Below are 22093 nucleotides of genomic sequence, written 5' to 3' on the forward strand. Positions count from 1 at the left end.
CCCTGGTCATGCCGCGAGACGATCGTGGTCCATCCGGCGGTCTTTCGCCGCCGTGCCGTTAGGCCTGTCGCAAGGCCCTCCCTGCATTCTCGGAAAACAGGCGGCCGGTGCGGCCGCCTCGAAGGCGGGAAGGGATGCGCATGTCCGGTCGATCGAGCCTCGTCGCGCGCCTGTTCTGGACCACGATCGTCGGCGGTGGCTTCGCCTTCTGGTTCGGACTACCCGCCCTGGCCGCCACCAGCCTCTGCCTTGGCCTGATCCTGCTGCATCGCCTCGACAGGCCCGCGCGTTTCAGGCGGACGGTCCGCCGGCTCGCGCGCACCCATGCCGAGACCCTTGCTCTGCGCCGCCGCCAGGAATGTTTCGAAGACGCCTACGGCAACCGGATCGACGACGGCTGGCTGCGCGAGCGGGATTACTTCGCCGAGCGGACGATCCTGCAGCATCTCGACGCCAGGGGGTTCACCGATCTCGCCGATACCCGCTGGCAGACGGTCCTCGACATCGTGGACGATGTCGCTCTCTCCGTCGATCTGCCGGACGAGGACGAGGCGCCGGAGGACGGCATCGCCTACGAGCGCTTCTGCGCCGAGGCCCTGCGCGAGGCGGGCTGGTCGGCGCGCCCGACGAAGGCCAGCGGCGACCAGGGGGCCGACGTGGTCGCCGAGCGCTCAGGCATCCGCCTCGTCCTCCAGTGCAAGCGCTACACGAAGCCCGTGGGCAACGCGGCGGTGCAGGAGGCCTCGGCGGCGGCGCGCTACTGGCAGGCGGATATGGCGGCCGTCGTCTCCAACGCCGGCTTCACCCCCGCCGCGCGCAGATTGTCGGGCGCCACCGGCGTCCTTCTCCTCCACCACGATGCCCTGCGCACACTTGCGCCCATTCGCCGATCCCGGCGCCTCGACGCCGAGCCCGCCTGACGCGCGAGCCTCACCCCTCCGCGAGGGGAAGCCAGGCCCGCCCGTCGCGGGCGAGCAGGGCCTCCGCCCCCGCCGGTCCGTCGCCGCCCGCCGCATAGGTCTCCACCGGGGCATCCCTCCAGGCCTGGATCAGGGGATCGACGGCGGCCCAGCCCGCCTCGATGGCGTCGGCTCGCTGGAACAGGGTCGGGTCGCCGACCATGCAGTCGTAGATCAGGGTCTCGTAGCCGACGCTCGGCGCCTCGGCGAAGAAATCGCCGAACCGCACGGAGGAGGTGACCGCGCCGAGGCGCATGTCCGGCCCCGGCCGCTTGGCGTTCCACTGGGTGCTCAGCCCCTGGTCCGGGTCGATGTGGAGGTGCATGACGTTCGGCGCGAGAGCGGTGCCCGCGAACAGGCCGTGGCTCGGCGGCTTGAAATGCACGGCGATCTCGGTGAGGCGCCCCGTCAGGCGCTTGCCGGTGCGCAGGTAGAACGGCACGCCGGCCCAGCGCGGGTTGTCGATGGTGAGCGTCAGGGCCGCGTAGGTCTCGGTGCGGGAATCGGCCGAGACGTCGGCCTCCTCGCGGTAGCCCAGCACGGCATGACCGTGCTCTTCGCCGGGCGCATACTGGCCGCGCACCGCCCGGTCCGGCGTCGCCGGCCGCACGGCCTCCAGGATCCGTGCCTTCTCGTTGCGGATGTCCTCCGCATCGAAACTGCCGGGCGGCTCCATCGCCACCATGGACAGGAGCTGGAACAAGTGGTTCGGCACCATGTCGCGCAGCGCACCGGTAGGCTCGTAGAAGCCGCCGCGCTGCTCCACGCCGATGGTCTCGGCGGCGGTGATCTGCACGTGGTCGATATGGCCGGCGTTCCAGATCGGCTCCAGCATGGCGTTGGCGAAGCGCAGCGCCAGGATGCTCTGCACCGTCTCCTTGCCGAGGAAGTGGTCGATGCGGAACACCTGACTCTCGTCGGCCTGGTTCAGGATGCGGGCGTTGAGGGCGCGCGCCGAGGCGAGATCGGTGCCGAACGGCTTCTCGATCACCACGCGGCGGAAGGCGCCCTCCCCCTCCTTCAGCAGGCCGGCGGCGCCGAGATGGTCCACCACCGGGCCGAAGAAGCGGGCGGAGACGGCGAGATAGAAGATCGCGTTGCCGCCGATGTCCCGGGCGAGCCGCTGATAAGTCTCCGCCGCCTCGAAATCCCCCTTGGTGAAGGTCAGGCGCTCACGGATGAAGCCCCAATGGCCGGGATCGATGGAGTCCGGGTGGAATTCGGAGGTGTGGTCCTCGGTGAAGGACTGCATTGTCTGCGAGAGGTCGTCGCGCCATTGCTCGCTCGTGCGGTCGTTGTGGTCGACCCCGACGATCTTCAGCCCATCCGCCAGCAGGCCGTCCGAGGCGAGGTTGTAGAGGGCCGGCATCAGCAGGCGCTTCGTCAGGTCGCCGGCCGCCCCGAAGATGACGAGGGTACATGCCGGCGCCGTCCTGACCTCGTCGTTGGCGCGGGGCTGCTTGCCGTCGTTCACTGGGGCATCAGGATGAATCATGGGACGGGACACTCCGGGCATCGACGGCGGCGACGCCGGTCAAACCGCCCATGCCCTGCGCCGTTCCGACGGATGGTGCAAGGCAACGATCACTCGTCCGTGCGGACGGACTTATTCGTCCGTGCGGACGGCTTGGCCCCGGTCGATCGGCAGGSGGTCGCCCTTCAATTCGTCGGGGGTCGGCAGGCTGCGGACGTCCCAGCCGCCGCCCAGCGCCCGGATGAGGGACACCGCCGTGGTGAAGCGGTTGAGCCGCACCTGCAGGGCGGTCACCTCGTTGTTCAGTTCCAACGCCTGGGCCGTGATGACCGTGGTGAAGTTCTGCGTGCCGGCGCGGTACTCGTTGAGGGTGATCTCCACCGCGCGGCGGGCGGAGGCCACCGCCTCCTCCTGCGCCGCCTGCTGGCGGGCGAGGATGCGCACGCCGGCCAAGCCGTTCTCCACCTCGGCGAAGGCGGTGAGCACGGTCTGGCGGTAGGTCGCCACCGTGGCATCGTAGGCGGCCCTGGCGATCTGCACGGCGGCGGTGCGGGCGCCGCCGTCGAGGAGGGTCTCGCTGCCGGCGGCGGCCACCGACCAGACCTGGTTCGCCGCCGAGAACACGCCGTTGCTGGTCAGCCCCGAGACGCCGCCCGAGCCCGAGAGGACCAGGGTCGGGTAGAAAGCCGCCACGGCGACGCCGATCTGCTCGCTCTGGGACTGGACGCTGCGCTCGGCCTGCGCGATGTCCGGCCGCCGCTCCAGCAGGGCGGAGGGAATGCCCACCGGAACCGCGGGCGGGGTCTTCGGCAGGCTTCCCTTCGGCAGGGACAATTCGGAGGGCGGGCGCCCGATCAGCGTCGCGATGGCGTGTTCGAAGGTCGCCCGCTGCAGGCCCACCGCGATGGCCTGGGCCTGGGTCGACTGCACCTGCGTCTGCGCCGTGATCACGTCGGAGCGGGCCGCCACGCCGGCATTGTACTGGTTCTCGGTGATGGCGAGGCTCTTCTTGTAGGCCTCCACCGTCTCGTCGAGCAGGCGCTGGAGCGAGTCCTGGTAGCGCAGGCTGTAATAGTTCGTGGCGACCTCGGACTGGATCGCGAGGCGCACCGCCGCCAGATCCGCCGCGCTCGCCTGGGCGTTGGCCACCTCGCTCTCGATGTTGCGCCGGATGCGGCCGAACAGGTCGAGCTCCCACGAGGCCTGGGCCTGGAGCGAGACCGAGGTGCGCTCGGTGCCGAGGGTGCGCGAGCGCGTGATCGTCGGTGCGCCGATGACGGTGGGGTAGAGCGCCGAGCGCGCCTGGGCGACGAGGCCGCGCGCCTGGTCGTAGGAGGCGAGGGAGACGCGCAGGTTCTGGTTGTCCACGTCGACGAGGCGGATCAGCCGGTCGAGGGCGGGGTCGCGGAACACGCGCCACCAATCGCCGCGCTCGGCCCCGTCATTGGGCTGCGCCGCGCGCCACCCCTTCCGCGTGGCGACATGGGCCACGCTGTCCTCGCGCATCCCCCCCTGCTTGAACGCCAGCGGCGTCTCCACGGAGGGCCGCGCGTAATCGGGCCCGACCATGCAGCCGGAGACGGTTGTTGCGAGGAGGAGGAGGGCGATCGTTCTACGAATGAGGCGGTTACCCTCCCCCCTCTGCGGGGGAGGGTGGCCCTCGCGTAAGCGAGGGTCGGGAGAGGGGAGCGCCGTGTCCGGAGAGGTCGCCCCCTCTCCCGCCTGCTCCGCAGGCACCCTCCCCCGCAGAGGGGGGAGGGTCGCGCATGCGCGACGAGCCATCGACATCATCACTCCCCCGCCGGCAACGGCGCGGTGCCGCTGGCGGCTTTGGGCCGCCGACGGAGGCGGTCGAGATAGAGGTAGACGACGGGCGTGGTGTAGAGGGTCAGGATCTGGCTCACGATCAGGCCGCCGGCGATGGCGATGCCCAGGGGGCGGCGCATTTCCGAGCCTTCGCCCCCGGCGAGGATGAGAGGCAGGGCGCCGAGCAGGGCCGCCAGCGTTGTCATCATGATCGGCCGGAAGCGCAAGAGGCAGGCTTCGAAGATCGCGTCCTTCGGTGTAGCTCCGCGCGTGCGCTCGGCGTCCAGCGCCACGTCGATCATCATGATCGCATTCTTCTTGACGATGCCGATGAGCAGGAACACCGCGATCAGCGCGATGATGGTGAATTCCGTGCCGGAGACGAGGAGCGCCAGCAGCGCGCCGATGCCGGCCGAGGGCAGGGTCGAGAGGATCGTCACCGGATGGACGAAGCTCTCGTAGAGGATCCCCAGGATGGTGTAGACGGCCAGGAGCGCCGCCAGGATCAGCAACGGCTGGCGGGAAGACGAGGCCTGGAAGGTCTTGGCCGCACCCGCGAATTCTCCGTGGATCGTGGCCGGCAGGCGTAAGGCCGCCTCGGCCTCCTCGATAGCGGCGGTGGCGTCCGACAGGCTCTTTCCCGGCGCCAGGTTGAACGAGAGCGTGGTCGCCACGAACAGGCCCTGGTGGCTCACCTGGACCGGGGCGTTGCCGGTCTCCACCCGTGCGAAGGCCGAGAGCGGGATCATCGTCTCCTTGGCGCTGGAAACCGGCGCGCTGGACGAGGCCCCCGCCCCGCCGGCGATGGCGTTGGAGGCGGCGTTACGGGCGGAATCGGCGGCGATGGTGGAGGCCGTGGTTCCCGTCATGGCGGCCCCCGCCACCGTCCCGGCCACGGCGTTGGTGATGGCCGAACCCCGCGCCTTGCCGCCGGAGGTCGAGACGAAGACGGTCTTCAACGTCTCCGGGCTCTGCAGGTAGCGCGGCGCGATCTCCATCACGACATGGTACTGGTTGAGCGGGTTGTAGATCGTCGAGACCTGCCGCTGGCCGAAGGCGTCGTAGAGGGTGTTGTCGATCTTGTCGGGCGTGATGCCGTAGCGGTAGGCGGTCGCCCGGTCGATGACGAGGCGGCTCTCGAGCCCGCCCTCCTGCTGGTCCGAGGTCACGTCCGAGAAGACCGGGTTCTTCTGCAGCGCCTCCACGAGCCGGGGGGCCGCCGCGTAGAGCTCGTCGGCCGTGTCGCCCTGCAGGGTGTACTGGTACTGCGCGAAGCTCTGGCGCCCGCCCATGCGCAGGTCCTGGCGCGGGAACAGGAACAGCCGGGCGCCGGCCACCTGCGCGAGCTTGGGGCGCAGACGGGTCATCACCTCGGTGATCGAGGCGCGCTCGCCCCGTGGCTTGAGGCCGACGAAGACGTTGGCCGAGTTGGTGGCGCGCCCACCCGTGAAGCCGACGACGCTGTCCACCGCCGGGTCGGCCTGCACGATGGCGGTGGCCTGTTCCAGCTTCTGCTTCATCGCCTGGAACGAGATGCGCTGGTCGGCCTGGATGCCGCCCATCATCTGCCCGGTATCCTGCTCGGGAAAGAAGCCCTTGGGGACGATGATGTAGAGATAGACATTGAGCCCGATCGTCGCGAACAGCGTGAGCAGCACCAGGCGGCGGTGAGTGAGGGCGATCCGCAGGGTCCGCTCATAAGCGCGCAGCGTTCCCTCGAAGGCGCCTTCCAGCCCCCTGATCAGGAGGTTGGGGCGGCGCGGCGCTTCTCCCTCCGGCACGCTTTCGCGCTTGAGCAGCAGCGCGCACATCATCGGCGTGGTGGTGAGGGAGAGCACCAGGGAGATCAGGATCGCCAGGGACAGGGTGACGGCGAATTCCTCGAACAGCCGACCGACGATCCCCCCCATCAGTAGGATCGGGATGAACACCGCGATCAGCGACAGGCTCATGGAGATGACGGTGAAGCCGACCTCCTTCGCCCCGACGAGGGCGGCCTCCAGCCTCGGCTTGCCGAGCTCGATATGGCGCTGGATGTTCTCCAGGACGACGATGGCGTCGTCCACCACGAAGCCGGTGGCGATGATGAGGGCCATCAGCGACAGGATGTCGAGGCTGTAATCCAGCAGGTACATGGCCGAGAAGGTGCCGATGATCGAGATCGGCACGGCCACGGCCGGGATCAGGGTCGCCCGGCCGGAGCGCAGGAAGGCGAAGACCACGCCGATGACGAGGACGACCGCGATGACCAGGGTCTCCTCGGTCTCGGCGAGGGAGGCGCGGATGGTGGCGCTTCGGTCGCCGGTGATGGTGAGGTCGATGTCGCCGGGCAAAGCCGCCTTCACCTGCGGCAGCGCCGCCTCCACCGCCTTGATCGTATCGACCACGTTGGAGCCGGGCTGCTTGTAGATGAACAGGATCACCCCCGGCCGGCCGTTGACGAGGCCGAGGTTGCGCTTGTCCTCCACCGAATCCTCGACCTTGCCCACATCGGTGAGGCGCACCCCCGCCCCGTTGCGGTAGGCCACGATGATGTCGCGGTAATCCGCCGCCACCCGGCCCTGGTCGTTGGCGTAGAGCTGGTAATGGCGGGTATCGGTCTCGATCGCCCCTTTGGGGGAATTGGCATTGGCCGAGGCGATCGCCGCGCGCACCCCTTCGAGGCCGATCCCGTAATGGTAGAGGGCGGTGGGATCGAGCTCGACCCGCACCGCCGGCAACGACGAGCCGCCGATATCGACATTCCCCACCCCGGGGAGCTGGGACATCTTCTGTTGCACCACCGTGGCGGCGGAATCGTAGAGCTGGCCCGGCGACAGGGTGTTCGAGGTCAGCCCGAGGATCAGGATCGGCGCGTCGGCCGGGTTGAACTTGCGGTAGGTCGGGTTCGAGCGCAGGGCGGTGGGCAGGTCGGCCCGCGCGGCGTTGATCGCCGCCTGCACGTCGCGGGCGGCCCCGTCGATGTCGCGGTTGAGATTGAACATCAGGACGATCCGCACCGTCCCGACGGAACTGGTGGAGGTCATCTCGCCCACATCGGCGATGATGCCGAGCCGCCGCTCCAGGGGCGCCGCCACCGTCGTCGCCATGGTCTCGGGCGAGGCCCCGGCCATCTGCGCCTGGACCAGGATGACGGGGAAATCCACCTGCGGCAGCGGCGCCACCGGCAGCTTGAAGAACGCGAAGATCCCCGCCAGTAGCACCCCGATGGTGAGCAGCGTCGTGGCGACCGGACGGCGGATGAACGGCTCGGAGACGTTCATGGGCGGGGAGCCGGGCGCATACTCCCTCCCCCCTCTGCGGGGGAGGGTGGCCCGGCCGTCAGGCCGGGTCGGGAGAGGGGAGCGACGCTGTTGGAGGTGGCGCGAGCCAGCCGCGCCTCGACGGTCGCGCCGACCGTCTCAAGAACCGAGGCGAGATTGCTTAGGACACGGTCATTCCGGATGCGCAGAACCTCAAATCCCTGCTCCCGCAGCCAGACATCGCGGGCGGCATCGCGATCACTGCGTTCGGCCTCATCATGCGGGGCTCCGTCGAGTTCGACGATCAGACGGGCGGACGCGCAGAGGAAATCGGCGATGTAGGGCGGCAGGGGAACCTGGCGTCTGAATTTGAGCCCACGGAAGCGGCTACCGCGCACCTGCTGCCAGAACGCATCCTCGGCAAGCGTACGGAGCCGACGTTGTTCGCGGGCGAACGCACGCAGATGCGGAGTGGGTCTGACGAGGTTGCGCCCCTCGTCGCTCTGCGCGCCCAATATGGAAACCGGGTTCCCCTCTCCCGACCCCCTCCGGGGGCCACCCTCCCCCGCAGAGGGGGGAGGGAGAGCGGCGGCGAAGTCCCGGCTCACGGCGTCACCCCCGCCGCCTTGGTACCGCCGCCGCGCTTGAACCGCCGCTCCAGCCGGTCGAAGGCGAGGTAGATCACCGGGGTGGTGAACAGGGTCAGCACCTGGGAGACGATGAGGCCGCCGGCGATGACGATGCCCAGCGGCTGGCGCAGTTCCGAGCCGACGCCGGTGCCGAGGATGAGGGGCACCGCCGCGAACAGGGCGGCGAGCGTCGTCATCAGGATCGGGCGGAAACGCAGCAGGCAGGCCTCGTAGATCGCGTCGCGCGGGGCCATGCCCTCCTCGCGCTCGGCCTGGAGCGCGAAGTCGATCATCATGATCGCGTTCTTCTTCACGATGCCGATGAGCAGCACGATGCCGATGACGCCGATGATGTCGAGAGGCATGCCGAAGAGCATCAGCCCGACCAGGGCGCCGATCCCCGCCGAGGGCAGGGTCGAGAGGATCGTGATCGGGTGGACGAAGCTCTCGTAAAGCACGCCGAGCACGATGTAGACGGTGACGATGGCCGCGATCACCAGGAAGAGCTGGTTCGAGAGTGCCGACTGGAAGGCGAAGACCGAGCCCTGCGGCACCACGCGGAAGCTCGGCGGCAAGTCGATCTCCTTGCGCGCCGCCTCGATCGTCTTCACCGCATCGCCCAGCGCCACCCCCTCGGCGAGGTTGAACGAGACGGTGGTGGCCGGGAACTGGCCGAGATGGCTGATGAGGAGCGGCGCCCGGCGCTCGCTGATCCGCGCCACCGCCGAGAGCGGCACCTGCCCCGAGGCCGCCGTGGAGGAGGGCAGGAAGATGCCGTTGAGGCTGTCGAGGGTCTTGTGCAGGTCGGGATCGGCCTCGAGGATCACCCGGTACTGGTTCGACTGGGTGAAGATCGTCGAGACGATGCGCTGGCCGAAGGCGTCGTAGAGGGCGTTGTCCACGGTGGCCGGGGTGATGCCGTAGCGGCCGGCGGTGGGCCGGTCGATGGTGACGTAGGCAGCCAGCCCGTTGCCCTGCAGGTCGCTGGCCACGTCCGACAGCAGCGGCGAGCGCTGCAGCGCCTGGACGAAGCGCGGCACCCAGGTCTCGAACTCGGAGAGGTTCGGGTTCTCCAGGATCACCTGGTACTGCGTCGCGCTCACCGCCGTGTCGATGGTGAGGTCCTGCACCGGCTGCATGTAGAGCCGGATGCCGGCGACCCCGCGCGTCGCTTCCTTCAGGCGGCGGATGATCGCGCTGGCATCGGTGGCGCGGCCCTCGTGCGGCTTGAGGTTGATGAGGAAGCGGCCGGAATTGAGCGTCACGTTCTGCCCGTCGACGCCGATGAACGAGGACAGGCTCGCCACATCCGGGTCCTGCAGGACGATGCGCGCGAGCTGCTGCTGGCGGTCCGCCATCTCGGCATAGGAGACGGTCTGGTCGGCCTGGGTCACGCCCTGGATCACGCCCGTGTCCTGGACCGGGAAGAACCCCTTGGGGATCACCACGAACAGGTAGGCGGTGAGCGCAATGGTGGCCAGGGTGACCAACAGGGTCAGGCCCTGGTGGTTGAGCACCACGCGCAGCATCCGCCCGTAGCCGGAGATCACCCCGTCCATGGCCCTCCGGCCGGCCCGCCCGATGAATCCTTCCCGGCGCTTGGCCTCCGGCGCGTGCTTGAGCAGGCGGGCGCACAGCATCGGCACCAGGGTCAGCGACACCACCGCCGAGATCACGATGGTGGCGGCGAGCGTGATCGCGAATTCGTGGAACAGGCGCCCCACCACGTCGCCCATGAACAGGAGTGGGATCAGCACCGCGATGAGCGAGACGGTGAGGGAGATGATGGTGAAGCCGATCTCGCGGCTGCCCTTCAGGGCCGCCTCCATCGGCGAATCGCCCTCCTCCACGTGGCGGGCGATGTTCTCGATGACCACGATGGCGTCATCGACGACGAAGCCCGTCGCGATGGTGAGCGCCATCAGGGACAGGTTGTCGAGGGAGAACCCGTAGAGGTCCATGATCGAGAGTGCGCCGATCAGCGAGAGCGGCACCGACAGGCTCGGGATCAGGGTCGCGGACAGGCTGCGCAAAAACAGGAAGATCACCAGCACCACGAGGCCGATGGCCAGCGCCAGCTCCACCTGCACGTCGTGCACCGAGGCGCGGATGGTGGTGGTGCGGTCGGTGAGCGGCGTCACCGTGATCGCGGCGGGCAGCGTCCCCTGGAGCTGGGGCAGCAGCGCCTTGATCTTGTCGACGGTGGCGATGACGTTGGCGCCGGGCTGGCGCTGAATGTTGAGGATGACGGCGGGCGTCTCGTCCATCCAGGCGCCGAGCTTGGTGTTCTCCGGGCCGTTGACCACGTCGGCCACATCCGAGAGCCGCACCGCCGAGCCGTTCTTGTAGGCGATGATCGCCTGCTCGTAGGCCTTCGGGTCGCGGATCTGGTCGTTGGCGTTGATGGCGTAGGACTGGGTCGGCCCGTCGATCGTGCCCTTGGGCGTATTGACGTTGAGGTTGGTGATGGTGGTGCGCAGGTCATCGATGTTGAGGCCGTAGGCGGCCAGCGCCCGCGAGTTAAAGCGCACGCGTACGGCGGGGCGCTGGCCGCCGCCCATGCTGACGAGGCCGACGCCGGAGACCTGGCTGATCTTCTGGGCGAGCCGCGTCTCGGCGAGATCGCGCACCTCGGTGAGCGGCATCGTCGTGGAGGTCAGGGCCAGCGTCAGGATCGGCGCGTCGGCCGGGTTGACCTTGGCGTAGACCGGCGGCGCCGGCAGGTCGGAGGGCAGCAGGTTGCCCGCCGCATTGATCGCTGCCTGGACCTGCTGCTCGGCGATGTCGAGGCCGAGATCGAGGCTGAACTGCAGGGTGATGACCGAGGCGCCCGCAGAACTCTGCGAGGTCATCTGGTTGAGGTTGGCGAGCTGGCCGAACTGCCGCTCGAGCGGTGCCGTCACGGCCGAGGTCATCACCTCGGGGCTGGCGCCGGGATAGAAGGTCTGGACCTGGATCGTCGGGTAATCCACCGACGGCAGGGCCGAGACCGGCAGGTTCAGGTACGACACCATGCCGACCAGCAGGATCGCCAGCATGAACAGCGTGGTGGCGACGGGGCGCAGGATGAAGATGCGGGACGGGTTCATGGGGCGAGGGCCATGACGGGCGCGCCGCCTCTCCCCTCCCCCCCCTGCGGGGGAGGGTGGCCCACGCAGTGGGTCGGGAGAGGGGAGCGCGCTATCCGGAGAGGTCCTCCCCTCTCCCGCCTGCTACGCAGGCACCCTCCCCCGCAGAGGGGGGAGGGAGGAACGGCGTCGAGAATGACCATCACGGCTGCGCCGCCGGCCGCTCTCTGCGGCGCTCGCGCTTCTGCGGCGGGTTTTCGGGAGGTGTCCCGGCGGCGGGCGTCGATGTCGTGGCCGTGGCGTCGGTTGCAGGTGCAGTTTGGCCGGATGCCGCCGGCTGGCCGGGCGCCGCAGGTTCACCGGGGGGCGCCGCTTGGCCCTTGCCGCCCTCGGTGACGCGGACCTTGGCGCCGTCGCGCAGGCGGTCGGTCCCGTCGACCACGACCCGGTCGCCCACCGCCAGCCCCTTGGTGACGGCAGTGCGCGCCCCCTCCGCCTCGCCCACGGTGATCGGGCGGACCACGACCTTGTCGTCGCCGTCGAGGAGGTAGACGTAGGCGCCCGGCGTGCCGCGCAGGATCGCGGCGGTGGGGATGATGGGCGTGTCCCGCACGATGTCCACGGTGAGCTTGGCGTTGACGAACTGGTTCGGGAACAGGCTCTCGTCCTTGTTGTCGAACAGCGCGCGCAGCTTCACCGTGCCGGTGGTGGTGTCGATCTGGTTGTCCACCGTGTCGAGGGTGCCGGTGGCGAGCACGTTGGCATCGCCCCGGTCGTAGGCGGTCACCGTGAGTTTCGCCCCCGAGCGCAGGCGGCGCATCACCCGCGCCACGTCGTCCTCCGGCAGGGTGAAGACCACCGAGATCGGATGCAGCTGCGTCACCACCACGATGTTGGTGGAGGCGGCGGTGACGTAATTGCCCTGGTCGATCTGGCGCAGGCCGACGCGGCCCTCCACCGGCGAGACGATGCGCGTATAGGCGATGTTGAGCTTCTGCTGGTCGACCTGGGCCTGATCGATGGCGACGGTGCCCTCGTTCTGCTTCACCAGGGCCGCTTGCGTGTCCACGTTCTGCTTGGAGATCGAATCCTGCAGGCTGAGGCGCTGGAAGCGGGCGAGGTCGAGCTTCGAATTCTGCAGCAGAGCCTGATCGCGGGCGAGCTGGCCCTGGTACTGGGCGAGCTGAGCCTCGTAGATGCGCGGATCGATCTGGGCGAGGAAGTCACCCTTCTTCACGGTCTGGCCCTCGCGAAAGCCGATCTCCATGAGGTAGCCGCTGATCTGCGACTGGATCGTCACGGTGGCGAGCGGCGTCACCGTGCCGAGGCCCGACAGCACCACCGGGATCTCGCCGGCCGAGACCGTGGCGACGCCCACCGCCTGGGCCATGTCGCCGGGTCGTCCACGGGTGCCCTTGCCGCGGGCGGGCGCGCCGTCGGCGGCGGTCTCCGTCGCAGGTTTGGGCGCGAGATAGAACCGGTAGCCGGCCGCGCCGCCCCCCGCGAGGAGGAGGAGCAGGATGAGCCACGTCCCCGCACGGCTTCGCCGGCGCGTGGGCGCCGATGTCTCGGGTCCGATGTGCCGGGCCGTCTCGGTCCGGATGGGCGATTGTTCGTTCATGCCTCGACAATCCGGCCGCTCGTTTCCGACCGGCACCACGCAGTGTGACCGAAATGGAGACGAGAGTCCCGACGGAACAGGGGGCGCGACCACCGCGCAGCGGGGCGACGATCCAGGGCCGCGCAAGAAGTCGTGCACGTTTGCCGGAGGGCCGTGCCCGTCGATCGTTCGCTCAGCATCGCCGTCGCACATGCCGGACTATTGCGACGCCAGTGCGGCGCGGAGGTTTCCGGGCTGTTTCCAGGGTGCCGACGGCGGGAAGTCCGAAGCCCTCAGGGCAGCGGTTTCGACGGGTAGGCCTCGACCACCGCGCGATAGGCCGCGTCCGGCGGCGTCACCGGCACGGCGAGGCGCAATCCCGCCCCCGCCAGGGCGATGAAGAGAGCGAGGGCGCAGCAGGCGCGGGTGCTCAACGGGGGCGTCCTCGTGATCCGATGCGAGGTCGCTACCCCGGAAGACCATCGAAGCACAAGCAGAACGCGAGAAAGCCGCCACGCCAAGAGGGCGTGACGACTGTCTTCTCGGGGAGGATCAGCTTCAGAAAAAGGACCGGAGCGGTACGCCACTCAAAAGAAACGAGGGGGCGGTGTTTCCGTTGAGCGGCGCCCGCTCCGGCCATGACCAGAACCTACGTTACGCCTGATGAATGTCAACAATCGTCAGGGCAAGCCTGGAGCGCCAAGCTGAGGAGCGTGCGAACGCGCACATTTCGGGTCATCCATTTCCCGCCTCGTAATGCCCGTGGTACCGAGAGCGAAAGATAACTCCCCCCGGGGGCTGCTGGATTCACACATGCTACGGGCTGCGCGGCCCTCCTCCCCTTGTGGGGAGGAGGGGGAAGTGGGGGTGGTTGGGCGACCCTAAAGCTGCGGAGGCTGGCGGAACCACCCCCACTCCTGACCTCTCCCCACAAGGGGGAGAGGGACGCGGTCTGCCGTTAAGAGCGGATGTGCGAATCCAGCAGCCCCCAGGCGGAGCCCGATCGAAGCCCCGCCGCCCATGAGCGTTTCCCGGATGAACCCTGTCTTCGCCGATCTCCCCAATACGGTGTTCGACGTGATGTCGGTGCTGGCGCGCGACCTCGGGGCGATCAATCTCGGCCAGGGCTTCCCTGACGATCCCGGCCCGGCCGACGTGCGCGAGAAGGCCGCGGAGGCCCTGCGCGACGGCTACAACCAGTACCCGCCGATGATGGGTTTGCCGGTCCTCCGCCGCGCCATCGCCAGCCATTACGAGCGCCACCAGGGCCTCGCCCTCGACCCCGAGACCGAGGTGATGGTGACGTCGGGCGCCACCGAGGCCCTGGCCGCGAGCCTGCTCGCCCTGGTCTCGCCCGGCGACGAGGTGGTGCTGTTCGAGCCGACGTACGACGCCTACCTGCCCATCGTCCGGCAGGCCGGCGGCATCCCGCGCTTCGTCACCCTGCGGCCCCCACATTTCCGCCTCGACGAAGAGGCGCTGAAGCAGGCCTTCTCGGAGCGCACCCGCGTCGTCGTTCTCAACAACCCGCTGAACCCGACCGCGACGATGTTCGGGGACCAGGATCTCGCCCTGCTGGCGCGGTTCTGTGAGCGGTTCGACGTGACGGCAATCTGTGACGAGGTGTGGGAGCACGTGACCTTCGACGGACGGCCCCATCGCCCGCTGATCGGGTTCGAGGGCATGCGGGACCGCACCGTGAAGATCGGCTCGGCCGGCAAGATCTTCAGCCTCACCGGCTGGAAGGTCGGCTTCGTCATGGCGGCACCGCCCCTGCTCAAGGCGGTCTCGAAGGCGCACCAGTTCCTGACCTTCACCACGCCGCCCAACCTTCAGGAGGCGGTCGCCTACGGGCTGGCCAAGGACGAATCCTACTTCCTCGACATGCGGGCGCGTTTCGCCCGCTCGCGCGACCGGCTGAGCGCCGGCCTCACCGGTCTCGGCTTCTCCGTGCTGCCCTCGCAGGCGACCTACTTCCTCACCATCGACATCGGCGAGCTGGGGCCGCGCCTCGGCTGCGCGGACGACGTGGCCTTCTGCCAGGCCCTGGTGCGAGAGCACGGCGTCGCCGCGATCCCCATCAGCGCCTTCTATGCGCGAGGGGCGGTGCGCAACCTCGTGCGGCTGTGCTTCGCCAAGCAGGACGCGACCCTCGACGCCGCCCTGGAGCGGCTCTCCGGCCTGATGCGGGGGCGGGCCGCGTGAGGCCGGGAGGTCTCGGGCTTCTGCCGCTTGCAGGAGCCACCGGGCAGGGCCACATCCTGCATCATGACCACGACGCGCATCCCCCGGAGCCCCGCCATGGCCTTCAACGACGCCGTCTTCCCCATTCGCGAATTGCCCACCCGCGAATCGCCCAACGGCACCTTCGGCCAGCGGGACGGGACCGCCACGCGTTTCCGCGCCGAGCCAGACAGCCGGGAGGCCTCGCTGCTGCGGCTGGAGCAGTTCGCCCACCTCATGGACTCGGCGTTTGTGATCCCCGGCATCAACCGCCGGGTGGGGCTCGACGCCGTCGTCGGCCTCGTTCCGATCATCGGCGATGCGGCGGGCATGCTGCTCGCCTCCTATATCGTCTACGAGGCGCGCCGCCTCGGCGCTCCGAAATGGCTGCTGGCCCGGATGGCCATGAACGTGGCCTTCGACGGGGTGATCGGCGCCGTGCCGCTCGCCGGCGACATCTTCGACGCTGCGTTCAAGGCCAATCGTCGCAACGTCCGTCTGCTGCGCCGCCACCTCGAGAAAACCGGCGGCCTGCGCCCCAACGAGATCGAGGGAACGGCCGTCCGTCTCGACGGCTGACGCACAATCCAATAGGGGCGGTCTCATGAACGAGATCGCCCGCCTCGCGGAAGCCGTCCCCGTCACCGCCCCGCCTCCCCTCGCCCCGGTGGTGCGGGGGCTGTCGCCGCTGAACCGGCGGCGGCTTTCGAATTTCCGCCGAAACCGGCTCGGCTTCTGGTCCTTCGTGATCTTCGTCGGCCTGTTCGGCTTGAGCCTGTTCGCCGAGTTCATCGCCAACGACCGTCCCCTGGTGGTGTCGTACAAGGGCGAGATCCTGTTTCCCGTCCTCATCGACTACCCGGACGAGAAGTTCGGCGGGTTCTACGCGAGGCCGAACTACCGCTCTGCGGAGACCCGCAAGGAGATCGCCGATCACGGCTGGGCGGTCTGGCCGCCGATCCCCTATTCCTACGACACGATCATCGACGGGCTGCCGACCCCCTCACCCTCGCCGCCCACCTGGATGCTCACCGACGAGCAGTGCCAGGCGGCGGCGAAGCAGAATGGCGCGGAGACGACGGGCCGGGAGGGATGCAAGGGCCTGGAGATGCACTGGCTCGGCACCGACAACACCACCCGCGACGTGCTGGCCCGCGTCATCTACGGCTTTCGCATCTCGGTGCTGTTCGGGCTCATCCTGGCCCTGGTCTCCTCGGTGATCGGCGTCATCGCCGGCGCGGTGCAGGGCTATTTCGGCGGCTGGGTCGATCTCGCCCTGCAGCGCTTCATCGAGGTCTGGAGCGGCATCCCGACCCTCTACCTCATCATCATCATCTCGGCCTTCATCGCCCCGGGCTTCTTCGTGCTGCTGGGCATCCTGCTGCTGTTCTCCTGGGTGGCCCTGGTCGGCGTGGTGCGGGCCGAGTTCCTGCGGGCGCGCAATTTCGAATACGTCCGCGCCGCCCGTGCGCTCGGCCTCTCCAACATCCGCATCATGAGCCGGCACCTCCTGCCCAACGCCATGGTGGCGACGCTGACCTTCATGCCGTTCATCCTCAACGGCTCGATCGGGACGCTGACCTCCCTCGACTTCCTCGGCTTCGGCCTGCCCCCCGGCTCGGCCTCGCTGGGCGAGTTGCTGGCGCAGGGCAAGGACAACATCCAGGCCCCCTGGCTCGGGCTGACCGGCTTCTTCGTGGTGGCGGTGATGCTGAGCCTGCTCATCTTCGCCGGCGAGGCCGTGCGCGACGCCTTCGACCCCCGCAAGACGTTCAAGTAAAGCCACGCTCAAGTAAAAACCGACTGCCGCGCGAGATCCATTGAGGTGGGTTTCGCGTTTTAATCCCCCCGCGCGCCTCGACCGCAGGTTCCGAAGGAATCCAATCGGTGCGTCACGCGTTGTCGGAGGGCGGCAATCTCGATCCGGCCGCGAGATTTACCCCTCCCGGATCCGGAGATACGATGTCCGACGCCTCGCATACGACGCCGTCCCGCCGTCTCTTCATGGCCGGCAGTCTCGCCGGAATCGGCGGCGTGCTGGCCTCCGAGCGCGCGGCCTCCCAGGCGATCCCCACCACCCCCACCGGCCGGCCCGAGCCCAAGCTCGACCAGCCGCCGCCGCTGGCCCGGGAGAAGCATCTCGGCTGGGCCGTGGTCGGCCTCGGCGATTTCGCCCAGGCCCAGATCCTGCCGGCCTTCCAGCGCGCGCGGCGCTCCAGGGCCGTCGCCCTCGTCTCCGGCAACCCGGAGAAGGCGAAGTCCGTCGCTGACCGCTACGGGATCGGACCGGGCGGCCTCTACGATTACGCCTCGATGGGGAAGATGGCCGACAATGCGGACATCGCCGCCGTCTATATCATCACGCCGAACTCCACCCATGCCGATCTGACCATCAAGGCCCTAGAGGCGGGCAAGCACGTCCTCTGCGAGAAGCCGATGGCGACGAGTTCCGCCGAGTGCCGGCGGATGATCGACGCCGCCAAGGCCGCCGACCGCCGCCTGATGATCGCCTACCGGGTGCATTGGGAGCCACATAACCTGCGCGCCAAAGCGATGATGGATGCGGGCGAACTCGGCGAGGTGCGCTTCGCCTCCTCCGACCATCACCGCCCCCTCGAGCCGGGAAAGCCCCGGGACCAGTGGCGCATGCTGAAGGCCGTGGCCGGCGGCGGCTCGCTCGTCGATATCGGCATCTACGGCCTCAACGGCGTGCAATGGTTCTTCGGCGAGAGCCCGTCCTCGGTCTCCGCCTCGATGCATGCGCCGGCGGGCGATTCGCGTTTCGCTGAGGTGGAGGACGTGTTCACGGCCCAGCTCGTCTTCCCCTCGGGCCGGCGCGCCACGGTCTCGTCGGGCTACAGCGCCGACAAGAAGCGGATCGACCTGTGGGGCGACAAGGCGGTCGCCACCCTCGATCCCGGCACCGCCTACCAGGGCAACCGCCTCGTGATCGGCAATGCCAAACGCGCGGACGAGATCCTGACGGCGGAGGGCGACGCGGTGCAGTTCACCGGCGAGATCGACCACCTCTCGCAGGTCATCGCGGAGGGCGGGGAGCTGCGCACGCCCGGAGAAATGGGCCTGCGCGACGTCCGCCTGATCGAGGCGCTCTACCAGGCGGCGGCGACCCGCCGATGGGTCGATCTCAACCCCGACATGACCATGCGGTCGGGCACGCCCTGACGGCGGCGATCGGGTTCATACAACCGGACACGCAGGCAGAGCGCGTCCCACTCCCCCTTGTGGCTACGATGTTCACACATCTCGCGGGCAGCGCGGGTCCCCTCTCCTTCCAGGAGAGGGAGCCCGTCGCGCCTGATATCGATGCCTTCGGCTCAAGAAAGCAGCCGTCGAGAAGATGTATAAATTGCGTAGCCGGCGGCGGAGGGCAGGACAGCGCTTCCATCCGGAAACGGACAACTCAAGTAAATCGGTCTTGCGTGTGGGTCGTGGTGATTCCGGCGGGGGGCGTGCAGGAACGAATCGGGTGCCATGGACACGTATGTCATCACGCTCGGCGGCTTCGGGGCCCTCGTGCTCCTCACCGCCTGGCTGCCGATGGTGCTTCGGCAATTGCCGCTGTCACTGCCGATCTGCTGCGTCGCGATCGGGGCCGGCCTGTCGCTGATCCCGGGGATCGGCGAGTTCTCCCCACGGCCGGAGCATCACCTGCGCCTCATCGAGAAGGTCAGCGAGTTCGTCGTCATCATCTCGCTGATGGGGGCCGGGCTGAAGCTCGACCGCCGGGTTGGCTGGAAGAGCTGGATGGTGACGTGGCGCCTTCTCGCCATCGCCATGCCGCTGACGATCCTCGCCCTCGGCTTCCTGGCCTCGCATCTCCTCGGCCTCGGCATCGCCTCGTCCCTGCTCATCGCCGCCGCCCTGGCGCCCACCGACCCGGTCCTCGCCTCCGACGTTCAGGTCGGTCCGCCGTCGGAGGGCGAGGAAGACGAGATGCGCTTCGGCCTCACCTCCGAGGCCGGGCTGAACGACGGGCTCGCCTTTCCCTTCGTCAACCTCGCCATCGCGTTCGCCGCCTCCTCCGGCCTGAATGCCGCCGGGTGGACCGAATGGGTCGGCCTCTCGCTGGTCTGGAAGATCCTGGTGGGGGTGGCCCTGGGCGCCGCCATCGGGCGGGGCTTCGGCTGGCTGACCTTCCACCTGCCGAACCGCGCCCGCCTGTCGCGCACCGGCGACGGCTTCGTGGCTCTCGGCATCACCTGCCTCACCTATGCCGCCGTGGAGGCGGTGCACGGCTACGGCTTCGTCGGCGTCTTCGTGGCGGCCCTGGCCATGCGCTGGTCCGACCGGGGCCACGATTACCATCACGCCCTCCACGGGTCTGCGGAGGCGTTCGAGCGGTTGGCGATGATGATCCTCCTCGTCGGCTTCGGCCTCGCCCTCGGCGGCGGGCTCCTGCGCGACCTCACCTGGGCGGGGGCCGCCTTCGCGTGTCTCGTCATCTTCGTGGTGCGCCCGCTCTGCGGCTGGGTCAGCCTCGTCGGGCACGACCAGCCCTTCGCCGAACGGGCGGTGATCAGCATCTTCGGGATCAGGGGGCTCGGGACGATCTACTATCTCGCCTTCGCCCTCGGGCATGCGCGGTTCGAGGGGGCGGGCCTGTTGTGGAGCACGGCGGGGTTGACGATCCTCCTCTCCATCGTCCTGCACGGGGTCAGCGTCTCGCCGGTGCTGGGCTTTCTCGACCGCCGCAGCGGGCGCGATACCGAGAGCGCCCAGCTCGACCTGCCGCTGGCCTCACGCCGCGCCGAATGAAGCCGGGGAACGGGGCCTGTCGGCCGAGCGACATCAGCCTCCGTATTGGCCGGATACCCTGCAAATTTTCTTCCGCCCGACCAAAAATAAAGCCCAAGTTTTTCATGGCATTTGCTAAATCCCGCCATTGGGAGTACATGAGGGTGATCGAAGCGTGATCAGATTTTCATTTGCTGAAGCCAAACGGCTTTTGCTGAACGAAAGTCGGGTGCGAATCGAGACAACGGAGAAGGCCTGACATCTTCGTCCGGACCTCCGAACTATGATGCCCGCAAGGGCGAAGGATTATGATGGCTGTCGGTACTGTTAAGTGGTTCAACGAGCAAAAGGGCTTCGGCTTCATCCAGCCGGATAACGGCGGCAACGATGTGTTCGTGCACATCTCCGCCGTCGAGCGCGCCGGTATGCGCGGTCTCGCCGAAGGCCAAAAGGTCTCCTACGAAATGGAAACCGACAAGCGTAGCGGCAAGCAGTCCGCCGGCAGCCTCCAGGCCGCCTGAGCCACGTGCCGCATGAGCCATGCCGGGTTCCCTGAGAATCCGACACTGGTGACGGAGCCGCTCTCCATTGGGGGAGCGGCTTCCTGCGTTTTCGATGACGTCTTCTTATGCGGCCTTGCCCCGCCGCATTCCAAACCAGGATTCTGTGTGAGCCAATTCAACGAAAACTCCATGACCGACCGCCTCAAGGCTTCGCAGGAAGCCCGTCAGGCCGCGCTGGCGCGTTTCCGCGACCGCCCGGCCGCCGACGATCCGACGGTGGTGGCCCGCAAGGCCGAGCGTGAGGCCATCGCCCGCGAGCGCGAGATCCGCGTCGCCGCCCGCGAGGCCGAGCGCGCCGCCGCCGCCGCGCAGGCCGTCGCCGAAGCAGAGGCCGAGCGTGAGCGTCAGGCCATCGAAGCGGCCCGCCTCGCCGAGGAGAAGATCGCTCTCGCCGCCGCCGCGCGCATCGAGCAGAAGCAGCAGCGCGACGCGCGCTATGCCGCCCGCAAGGCCAAGGCCCGCAAATAGGGCGCACCGGTGCCGCATCGGTCTTGAGTGAGGGGCGGATCCCGCTTCCCGAAGACCGGCGCTGCGAAACGAAATCCCGAAGAGCCGTCCCGACCCATAGGTTCGGGACGGGCATCACTTGGGTTCGACGTCAGGACCGATCGTCAGCGATCGGACCTGTCACGTCGAATGGGTTGGCTCGGTCCTGCGTGAGGGTTCGGGCGCAGGGTGGCATCGCCGGACGGAGTTGCCGCCCATCTCGTCCTTTTCCGCAAGGCCAGAGGCTTTCGGCATGGCGACGCGCGACCACGAACACCCGTCCGGGGACGCGGAACCCCTTTCGCGTCGACTTCAGAAAGGCACTCCCATGGCCCATAAGTTCAAGCTCGGGCAGCGTGTGCGCCGCGCCCGCATCGGCTATGCCGACGTCAAGGCCGATCCCGCCGACGTGTTCGAGATCGTCCGCCTCGTTCCCGAGGACCAGACCGGCGAGCCGTTCTACCGGATCAAGTCCGGCGGCGGCGAGCGCGCCGTCCGGGAAGGCGAGATCACCCTCGCCTCGTGAGGCTTGGCCTCCGGCAGGCCGGAGGCAGAGACAAAAAAGGCCCCGCATCGGAGGATGCGGGGCCTTTTTCATGAGTTCATTCGGCCGGTCGAGGTCAGTGACCGCCCTCTGTGGCGTTGCGGGTCGCCTCGTAGAGGAACCATGTCCGCTCCTCGGACTGGTTGATCCACTCCTCCAGCAGGCTAGTGGTGGAGACGTCCTTAGCCTCGTCCGTCACCTCGTGCAGCTCGCGCATGTTGGCGGTGAGCGTCTTGTTGTCGTCGCGCAGCTCGGCCAGCATTTCGAGGGGGCTGACATACTCCGCGTCATTGTCCTCGACCCGAGACAGCCGGGAGGCCTGCCCCAGCGACCGCAGGGTGGTGCTGCCGATCTTGCGGGCGCGCTCGCCGACATCGTCGATAATGCCGAAGATCTGCTGCGACTGCTCGTCGAGCATCAGGTGGTAGTCGCGAAAATTCGGGCCACTCACATGCCAATGGAAATTCTTCGTCTTCACGTACAGCGCGAAGAGGTCCGACAGCAGGACGGTCAGGCCCTCGGCGATCTTCTTGGTTGCCTCGGGGGCGAGATCGGTCGGGGTGTTCAGGCGATCCCCGTCGACACGCGTGCGCCCGCTCAAGCTCTTTGCCATAACGTCATAACTCCGTTTGAATTCCGATAGCGGGCGGCGTCCAGCGCACGCCCCATGACGGGAAAAAGCCAGAGACAGGGGGGAAGTTCCGCATCCCAGCCATGAGCGGAGCGAGACCCGTCGATTAGCCT

Annotated in this window: 17 protein-coding genes; 9 read left to right on the forward strand and 8 right to left on the reverse strand. The window is 68.4% G+C overall.

The annotated features are described in order from the left end of the window. Nucleotides 1-140 precede the first annotated feature (140 nt). The gene (locus tag ASF26_RS02440; protein ID WP_056249782.1) at nucleotides 141-920 is read left to right on the forward strand and encodes a restriction endonuclease; all 780 of its coding nucleotides are present in this window, start codon (nucleotides 141-143) and stop codon (nucleotides 918-920) included. 10 nt (nucleotides 921-930) lie between these two features. On the opposite strand, the gene zwf is transcribed toward ASF26_RS02440, so the two are convergent. The 7 genes from zwf to ASF26_RS23015 form a co-directional block, all read right to left on the reverse strand. Beyond that, complete coding sequence (zwf, locus tag ASF26_RS02445) at nucleotides 931-2454, reverse strand: glucose-6-phosphate dehydrogenase (RefSeq protein ID WP_056249003.1); 1524 nt, start codon at nucleotides 2452-2454, stop codon at nucleotides 931-933. Nucleotides 2455-2565: 111 nt separating this feature from the next. Next, entirely contained in the window at nucleotides 2566-4053 is a 1488-nt protein-coding gene (locus ASF26_RS02450) for an efflux transporter outer membrane subunit (RefSeq protein ID WP_082477496.1), read from the reverse strand. A 170-nt stretch (nucleotides 4054-4223) separates the two neighbouring features. Then, nucleotides 4224-7502 carry an efflux RND transporter permease subunit gene (locus ASF26_RS02455; RefSeq protein ID WP_056249017.1) on the reverse strand — a complete coding sequence of 1093 codons (3279 nt, stop codon included), beginning with the start codon at nucleotides 7500-7502 and terminating at the stop codon, nucleotides 4224-4226. Further along, nucleotides 7499-7996 (reverse strand): DUF559 domain-containing protein, encoded by a 498-nt coding sequence (locus tag ASF26_RS02460; protein ID WP_056249021.1) that lies wholly within the window; start codon nucleotides 7994-7996, stop codon nucleotides 7499-7501. Before ASF26_RS02460 ends, ASF26_RS02455 begins: the two co-directional genes overlap by 4 nt. An 89-nt stretch (nucleotides 7997-8085) precedes the next feature. After that, nucleotides 8086-11199 (reverse strand): MdtB/MuxB family multidrug efflux RND transporter permease subunit, encoded by a 3114-nt coding sequence (locus tag ASF26_RS02465; RefSeq protein ID WP_056249024.1) that lies wholly within the window; start codon nucleotides 11197-11199, stop codon nucleotides 8086-8088. A gap of 181 nt (nucleotides 11200-11380) precedes the next feature. Then, nucleotides 11381-12799, reverse strand: a complete 1419-nt coding sequence (locus ASF26_RS02470) for an MdtA/MuxA family multidrug efflux RND transporter periplasmic adaptor subunit (RefSeq protein WP_056249026.1) — start codon at nucleotides 12797-12799, stop codon at nucleotides 11381-11383. A 272-nt stretch (nucleotides 12800-13071) separates the two neighbouring features. Further along, entirely contained in the window at nucleotides 13072-13212 is a 141-nt protein-coding gene (locus tag ASF26_RS23015; protein ID WP_200925875.1) for a hypothetical protein, read from the reverse strand. A 601-nt stretch (nucleotides 13213-13813) separates the two neighbouring features. Between ASF26_RS23015 and ASF26_RS02475 the strand changes: the two genes are divergently transcribed. The 8 genes from ASF26_RS02475 to ASF26_RS02510 all read left to right on the forward strand — a co-directional run bounded on the left by ASF26_RS02475 (nucleotide 13814) and on the right by ASF26_RS02510 (nucleotide 21331). After that, nucleotides 13814-14983 carry an aminotransferase gene (locus tag ASF26_RS02475; RefSeq protein WP_056249037.1) on the forward strand — a complete coding sequence of 390 codons (1170 nt, stop codon included), beginning with the start codon at nucleotides 13814-13816 and terminating at the stop codon, nucleotides 14981-14983. Between the two features lie 96 nt (nucleotides 14984-15079). Then, complete coding sequence (locus ASF26_RS02480) at nucleotides 15080-15580, forward strand: DUF4112 domain-containing protein (RefSeq protein WP_056249041.1); 501 nt, start codon at nucleotides 15080-15082, stop codon at nucleotides 15578-15580. A 25-nt stretch (nucleotides 15581-15605) separates the two neighbouring features. Then, on the forward strand, nucleotides 15606-16781 hold the full coding sequence (locus ASF26_RS02485; protein WP_056249044.1) for an ABC transporter permease: 1176 nt from the start codon (nucleotides 15606-15608) through the stop codon (nucleotides 16779-16781). 182 nt (nucleotides 16782-16963) lie between these two features. After that, on the forward strand, nucleotides 16964-18184 hold the full coding sequence (locus ASF26_RS02490) for a Gfo/Idh/MocA family oxidoreductase (RefSeq protein ID WP_056249047.1): 1221 nt from the start codon (nucleotides 16964-16966) through the stop codon (nucleotides 18182-18184). 309 nt (nucleotides 18185-18493) lie between these two features. Then, nucleotides 18494-19777 (forward strand): cation:proton antiporter, encoded by a 1284-nt coding sequence (locus ASF26_RS02495; protein ID WP_056249050.1) that lies wholly within the window; start codon nucleotides 18494-18496, stop codon nucleotides 19775-19777. Between the two features lie 290 nt (nucleotides 19778-20067). Then, complete coding sequence (locus ASF26_RS02500) at nucleotides 20068-20277, forward strand: cold-shock protein (RefSeq protein WP_026176335.1); 210 nt, start codon at nucleotides 20068-20070, stop codon at nucleotides 20275-20277. Nucleotides 20278-20424: 147 nt separating this feature from the next. Beyond that, entirely contained in the window at nucleotides 20425-20787 is a 363-nt protein-coding gene (locus tag ASF26_RS02505) for a DUF6481 family protein (RefSeq protein WP_280136340.1), read from the forward strand. A gap of 346 nt (nucleotides 20788-21133) precedes the next feature. Continuing rightward, nucleotides 21134-21331, forward strand: a complete 198-nt coding sequence (locus tag ASF26_RS02510; protein WP_018046073.1) for a hypothetical protein — start codon at nucleotides 21134-21136, stop codon at nucleotides 21329-21331. A gap of 94 nt (nucleotides 21332-21425) precedes the next feature. On the opposite strand, the gene ASF26_RS02515 is transcribed toward ASF26_RS02510, so the two are convergent. After that, complete coding sequence (locus ASF26_RS02515; RefSeq protein ID WP_056249057.1) at nucleotides 21426-21962, reverse strand: DNA starvation/stationary phase protection protein; 537 nt, start codon at nucleotides 21960-21962, stop codon at nucleotides 21426-21428. Nucleotides 21963-22093 lie beyond the last annotated feature (131 nt).

Source organism: Methylobacterium sp. Leaf93, assembly GCF_001422345.1.
GTDB lineage: Bacteria > Pseudomonadota > Alphaproteobacteria > Rhizobiales > Beijerinckiaceae > Methylobacterium > Methylobacterium bullatum.